Consider the following 5,090-nt stretch of genomic DNA (forward strand, 5'->3'; position numbering starts at 1 on the left):
CCCTCGTAGGGGGAAGGCTGGGATGGGGGTGTAAAGGTTGATCAATCGCATGCAGCAGCTCGACCTCACTACCCCCATCCCAACCTTCCCCCTGAAAGGGGGGAAGGAGCCGGACGGCGATGATTTTGATGCGATACCTGCGCGATCATCATCTGTTCTTTATCGGCCCAACAAAACAAGACACCCGCCTACTGCAACTTCAACCGCATCAGCATCGTCTCGTCATGCGGTGCCCGGCTGAGCGTGAAGCCGAGCGCCGTCGCCATATTCAGCACCCGCTTGTTGTTCGGCAACGCTTCGCCGATCAGCTCCTGCGTGCCGCGCGAGCGGCAATAGCGAATCAGCTTTTCCATCAGGATGTGGCCCAGCCCCTGCCCCTTCACATCCGAGCGGACGATGACGGCGAACTCCGCCGTGATGTTGTCCGGGTCGGCGATGGCGCGCGCCACGCCCACCGTTTCGGATGTGCCGTCGTCAAGCTGCCTGGTGGCGATGAAGGCCATCTCGCGGTCATAGTCGATCTGCGTCAGGCGGGAGAGCTGCGAAGGCCGCAGTTCGCGCAAGCGGGTGAAGATGCGGTAGCGCACATCGTCCGGATCGAGGGCATTGAAGAAGGCCAGGTGCTGCGGCGCGTCCTCCGGCCGGATCGGCCGCATCTGCAATTCCGATCCCTGCCAGGAGATGGTTTCCTCCAGCGCCTCCGGATAGGGGCGGATGGCGAAGCGGTCCGCGCCGCTGCCCTCCGCCGCCACCACCCGCATGCGGGCGTCGAGCGCGATCACACCGTTTTCGTCGGTCAGCAGCGGATTGATATCGAGTTCGGCGATCTCGGGGATGTCGGCGATCATGGTGGCGATGTTGATCAGCGTGCGGCAGATGGCGTCGATGTCGGCCGGTGGCCGGTTGCGGTATCCGGCCAGCAGCTTCGCGATCCGGGTACGCGAGATGACGTCCCGCGCCAGCACCATGTTTAACGGCGGCAGCGCCAGGGCATGGTCGGCGGTGACCTCGACCGCGATGCCGCCCTGCCCGAACAGGATGACCGGGCCGAATACCGGATCGGTGCTGACGCCGACGATGAGTTCATGCGCACGCGGACGGCGCTCCATCGACTGCACCGAGAAGCCGTGCAGGGTAGCGTCCGGCCGGATCTCATGCAGCCGCTTTTGCATCGCGAGCGCCGCGGAACGGACCGCTTCCGGCGATTCGAGATCGAGCACCACGCCGCCGACTTCCGTCTTGTGCGATATCTCGGGTGAAAGCACCTTCAAAGCCACCGGAAAGCCGATCTGCTGCGCCAGCATTACCGCCGCCTCGACCCGATCGGCGATCTCGGTCCGCACCACCGGGATGCCGTAGGCGGTCAGTATTTTCTTCGCATCCGGTTCCGACAGTTCGGGGCGGTTCAATTCGAGGGCGCGTTGCACGACCGCGCGCGCGGCCTCCCTGTCGGGCACGAATCCGGGCTCCGCTGCGCAAACCGATGGCGGCACCTGCATGAGAAGATCCTGGTTGCGGCGGTACTGCACCATCTGCATGAAGCCGCCGACGGCTTCTTCCGGCGTATCGAAGGTAGGAATGCCGGATTCGGAAAACAGCCGCCGCGCCTGGGCGACGCTGTCGCCGCCGAGCCAGCAGGAAATGATGTTGCGCGACGCATCCTGTGCCAGCGGCGCGACGGTTCTTGCGATGTCTGCGCTGGGCACGATCGCGGTCGGCGCATGGATGAACAGGATGGCGTCCGATTGCGGTTCCTTCAGCAACACTTCCATGGTCTGCCGGTACCTTTCGCCGGTGGCGTCGCCGATGATGTCGACTGGGTTGCCGTGCGACCAGGTCGGCGGCAGGATTTCGTCGAGCTTGCGCAGGGTGTCGTCCGACAGTTCGGCCAGCTTGCCGCCCTCGGCGATGAGCGCGTCGGTCGCGAGCACGCCGGGGCCGCCGCCGTTGGTGACGATGGTCAGGCGTTCGCCGAACAAAGGCTTGGCGCGGGCAAGGGTTTCGACCGCATCGAACAGGTCCTCCGTGCCGAGCACCCGCAGCATGCCGGCGCGGCGGATGGCGGCATCGTACACATCGTCGCTGCCCGCCATGGCGCCGGTATGGGAGCTTGCCGCCTTCGCGCCTTCGGCCACACGCCCCGACTTCACCACGATGACCGGTTTGCTGCGCGCCGCCGCGCGGGCCGCCGACATGAATTTGCGCGCCTCGCGCACGTCTTCGATGTAGAGCAGGATGGAATGCGTATCGACATCGCTGGCGAGGTAATCGAGCAGATCGCCGAAATCGATATCGGCACTGTCGCCGAGGGAAATGAATTTGGAAAAGCCGATGCCGCGGGTCTTGGCCCAATCGAGCACGCCGGTGACCAGCGCGCCCGATTGCGAGACGAACGAGATTTTTCCGGGTAGCGCGCCGGTGTGCGCGAAGCTGGCATTGAGGCCGATGCCGGGTACCAGCAGGCCGACGCAATTGGGGCCGAGTATGCGCAGCAGGTGCGGCCGGGCCGCATCCAGCATGGCTTGCCTGATGGTCACGCCATGCTTGTCCTTCACGCCCAGGCCGGCGGTGAGCACCACGACCGCCCTGGTACCGCGCTCGCCGAGTTGCCGGATGATTGCCGGGATGGTGTCGGGCGGCGTGCATATCACCGCCAGGTCGGGCGCGACCGGCAATTGCGATGCATCACGATATACCTCGTAGCCCTCCAGCCGGTCGTATTTCGGATTGACGGGAAATATTTCTCCGTTAAACCGCGCTTCGATGAGATTGCGCAGCACGGTAGCGCCTACGCTGTGAGGCTTTTCCGATGCACCGATGACGGCGACCGACTTCGGTTGAAACAGGGGCTGGAGATTTCTTATGCTCATGATGCCTTCCCGACTGAAGTTGATTGCGACCGCCATCGCCGCTTGCCATGCGGCCGCAACGGCAGGTTTGCTGAATCAGGCAAGAACCTGCGCACATGGTTCCCGCTGCGGCTGAACACGATGGTAATGAGCAAGCTTCGCAAAAGATTGATGCAAGTCAAAATTGCCCGAACAATCGGGCAAGCGCTGCACTTGTTTCTGGACTGCGCCTGGCGGCAGCCTTACGCTGAAATGGCACTGACCGCATCGCCGTTGCGGCAAAAGCGATGAATGCAGCGACCGTTCTTCAGGAAAGGGAATCCGTCATGTCGTATAAAACCATCCTGGTCCATGTCGACCAGTCACGGCACACGCCTGCCCGCATCCGCATCGCCGCCCAAATCGCCGCGGCCGAAAATGCCCACCTGATCGGTGCGGCGATGACCGGCGTTTCCCGTTACCTCTACCGGCAGGCGCATGGCGAGATCACCGCCACCATGGTGGCCGACCAGGTCGATTTCCTGTACCAGCGCGCCGAGGATGCACTGGTGCAATTCGAGCGCCTTGCCCGCGAATCCGAAGTGCGTTCCTACGAGCGGCGGCTGCTCAACGACGACTATCACGGCGGCCTGTGCCTGCAGGCACGGTATTGCGACCTCGTGGTGCTGGGTCAGACCGATCCGGACGAACCACAGGGGCGCATCATTTCCGACCTGCCTGAATACGTGGTTCTCAATAGTGGCCATCCGGTGCTCATCGTTCCACATGCCGGCGAATTCAAGCGCGTCGGCGATCGTATCCTGGTCGCATGGGACGGCAGCACGGAAGCGACACGCGCCGTCAATGCCGCGATTCCGCTGCTGCGCCGCGCCGGCAATGTTGTGCTGGCCCTGTTCGACCCGCCGTCCGGCCCGGTCGACCGCGAACGGCACGGCGAGATGCCGGGCGCGGATATCGCGCTGTTCCTTGCGCGGCACGGTGTGAAGGTGGAAGTCAGGCACCAGGTCACATCGAGCGATGTCGGCAATGCCCTGCTGTCGCTGGCGGCCGATACCGATTCGGACCTCATCGTCATGGGCGGATACGGGCATACGGCCTTTCATGAAGTGCTGCTCGGCGGCGTCACCAGGACGGTGCTGGAAACGATGACGGTGCCGGTATTGATGTCGCACTGACCGGCCATCGTGGCCGCGCCGTGATTTCGATTGATGGAGTTGAACATGAACATCTTGCTGGCAGTGGATGGTTCCTCGTTTTCCTGCAAGGCGGTGAGTTACATTGCGTCCCACCTGCAATGGTTCCGGGGCGAGCCGCGATTGCACCTGTTGCATGTCAAGCTGCCGATTCCACCCGGCCTCGCCGTGGAACAGGCTAGGCGCATCCTGGGTGACGATTCCGTGAACGGCTACTATCGGGAAACAGCGGAGGCGGCGCTGCTGCCGGCGGAAACGATACTGCGTGAAAAAGGCATTCCCTTTCAGTCCGGCTATGAAGTCGGCGACATCGCACACACCGTCAGGGCGTATGCGCAGAAGAACGGCATCGATCTCATCGTGATGGGCTCGCACGGCCATGGTGCCCTGGCCAATGTCCTGCTGGGTTCGGTCGCAACCAGGATACTGGCGGCAACCACCTTGCCGGTATTGATCGTTCGCTAGGGCGGCAGCATGTCAGCTCGCCTTTAGCGCATGATTCGCCGGCTGCGTTCCGGTCAGAAGATATTCGATCAATTCACGTACCGTGCGGATCGCGCTGCCGAACGGAAGCGGTTCCGATCCGCGAAAGAACAGGCCGCGCTGCACGTCGCCCTTCAACGCAAAGCCGAGCCGGGTATCGATGCAGAACTGTCCCGACTTCGCGATACCGTCACGCAGGCCGCATTGATGCAGGCAGTCGAATCCGGCGGTGCATTGCCTCGGCTTCGCCGCCTTCTGCAATCGCGCTTCCTTTTCCAGGTAGGTTGCCAGCCAGGGTGTGCGCACCGCGCGGGCGGGCAGGCCTGCCACGCTCATGAAGGTGACGATGTCGTCCGGCGTGGCTTCCGCGAGCACCTTCTTGAACGCCGCATGCGCATCGCCTTCCTCCGTGACGGCGAACGCGGTGCCGAGCTGGACGGCGCTTGCTCCCATGTCGAACAGCGCCCGCATCTGCTGGTGGCTGTGGATGCCGCCGGCGGCGATCAGGGGAATGTTTTCGCGTTCGATGCCGAGCTGCCGAAACAGGTCCGCACACCCTTTCAGT

The 5,090-nt window shown here is 63.4% G+C and carries 5 protein-coding genes; 3 read left to right on the forward strand and 2 right to left on the reverse strand.

Annotated features, from left to right (window positions below):
• Positions 1-188: 188 nt before the first annotated feature.
• The gene (locus tag V7080_RS23940) at positions 189-2,870 is read right to left on the reverse strand and encodes a bifunctional acetate--CoA ligase family protein/GNAT family N-acetyltransferase (protein WP_334190889.1); all 2,682 of its coding nucleotides are present in this window, start codon (positions 2,868-2,870) and stop codon (positions 189-191) included.
• Between V7080_RS23940 and V7080_RS23945 the strand changes: the two genes are divergently transcribed.
• The 3 genes from V7080_RS23945 to V7080_RS23955 are packed head-to-tail and all read left to right on the forward strand — an operon-like array spanning position 2,838 to position 4,507.
• The gene (locus V7080_RS23945) at positions 2,838-3,140 is read left to right on the forward strand and encodes a hypothetical protein (RefSeq protein ID WP_334190890.1); all 303 of its coding nucleotides are present in this window, start codon (positions 2,838-2,840) and stop codon (positions 3,138-3,140) included. The two genes, V7080_RS23940 and V7080_RS23945, sit on opposite strands and share 33 nt — an antisense overlap.
• Positions 3,141-3,175: 35 nt before the next feature.
• Positions 3,176-4,024 carry a universal stress protein gene (locus V7080_RS23950; RefSeq protein ID WP_334190891.1) on the forward strand — a complete coding sequence of 283 codons (849 nt, stop codon included), beginning with the start codon at positions 3,176-3,178 and terminating at the stop codon, positions 4,022-4,024.
• A 45-nt stretch (positions 4,025-4,069) separates the two neighbouring features.
• Positions 4,070-4,507 carry a universal stress protein gene (locus V7080_RS23955; RefSeq protein WP_334190892.1) on the forward strand — a complete coding sequence of 146 codons (438 nt, stop codon included), beginning with the start codon at positions 4,070-4,072 and terminating at the stop codon, positions 4,505-4,507.
• 12 nt (positions 4,508-4,519) lie between these two features.
• On the opposite strand, the gene V7080_RS23960 is transcribed toward V7080_RS23955, so the two are convergent.
• Positions 4,520-5,090: NAD(P)H-dependent flavin oxidoreductase (locus tag V7080_RS23960; protein WP_334190893.1), on the reverse strand; the 571-nt coding region annotated here is incomplete at its 5' end.

Origin of the sequence: Noviherbaspirillum sp. (assembly GCF_036846085.1) — a bacterium.
GTDB lineage: Bacteria > Pseudomonadota > Gammaproteobacteria > Burkholderiales > Burkholderiaceae_D > Noviherbaspirillum.

Excerpts from the sequence above, each read along its gene's own strand:
- V7080_RS23940 (WP_334190889.1), bottom strand. The coding sequence starts at position 2,870 with ATGAGCATAAGAAATCTCCAGCCCCTGTTTCAACCGAAGTCGGTCGCC.
- V7080_RS23950 (WP_334190891.1), top strand. The coding sequence starts at position 3,176 with ATGTCGTATAAAACCATCCTGGTCCATGTCGACCAGTCACGGCACACG.
- V7080_RS23955 (WP_334190892.1), top strand. The coding sequence starts at position 4,070 with ATGAACATCTTGCTGGCAGTGGATGGTTCCTCGTTTTCCTGCAAGGCG.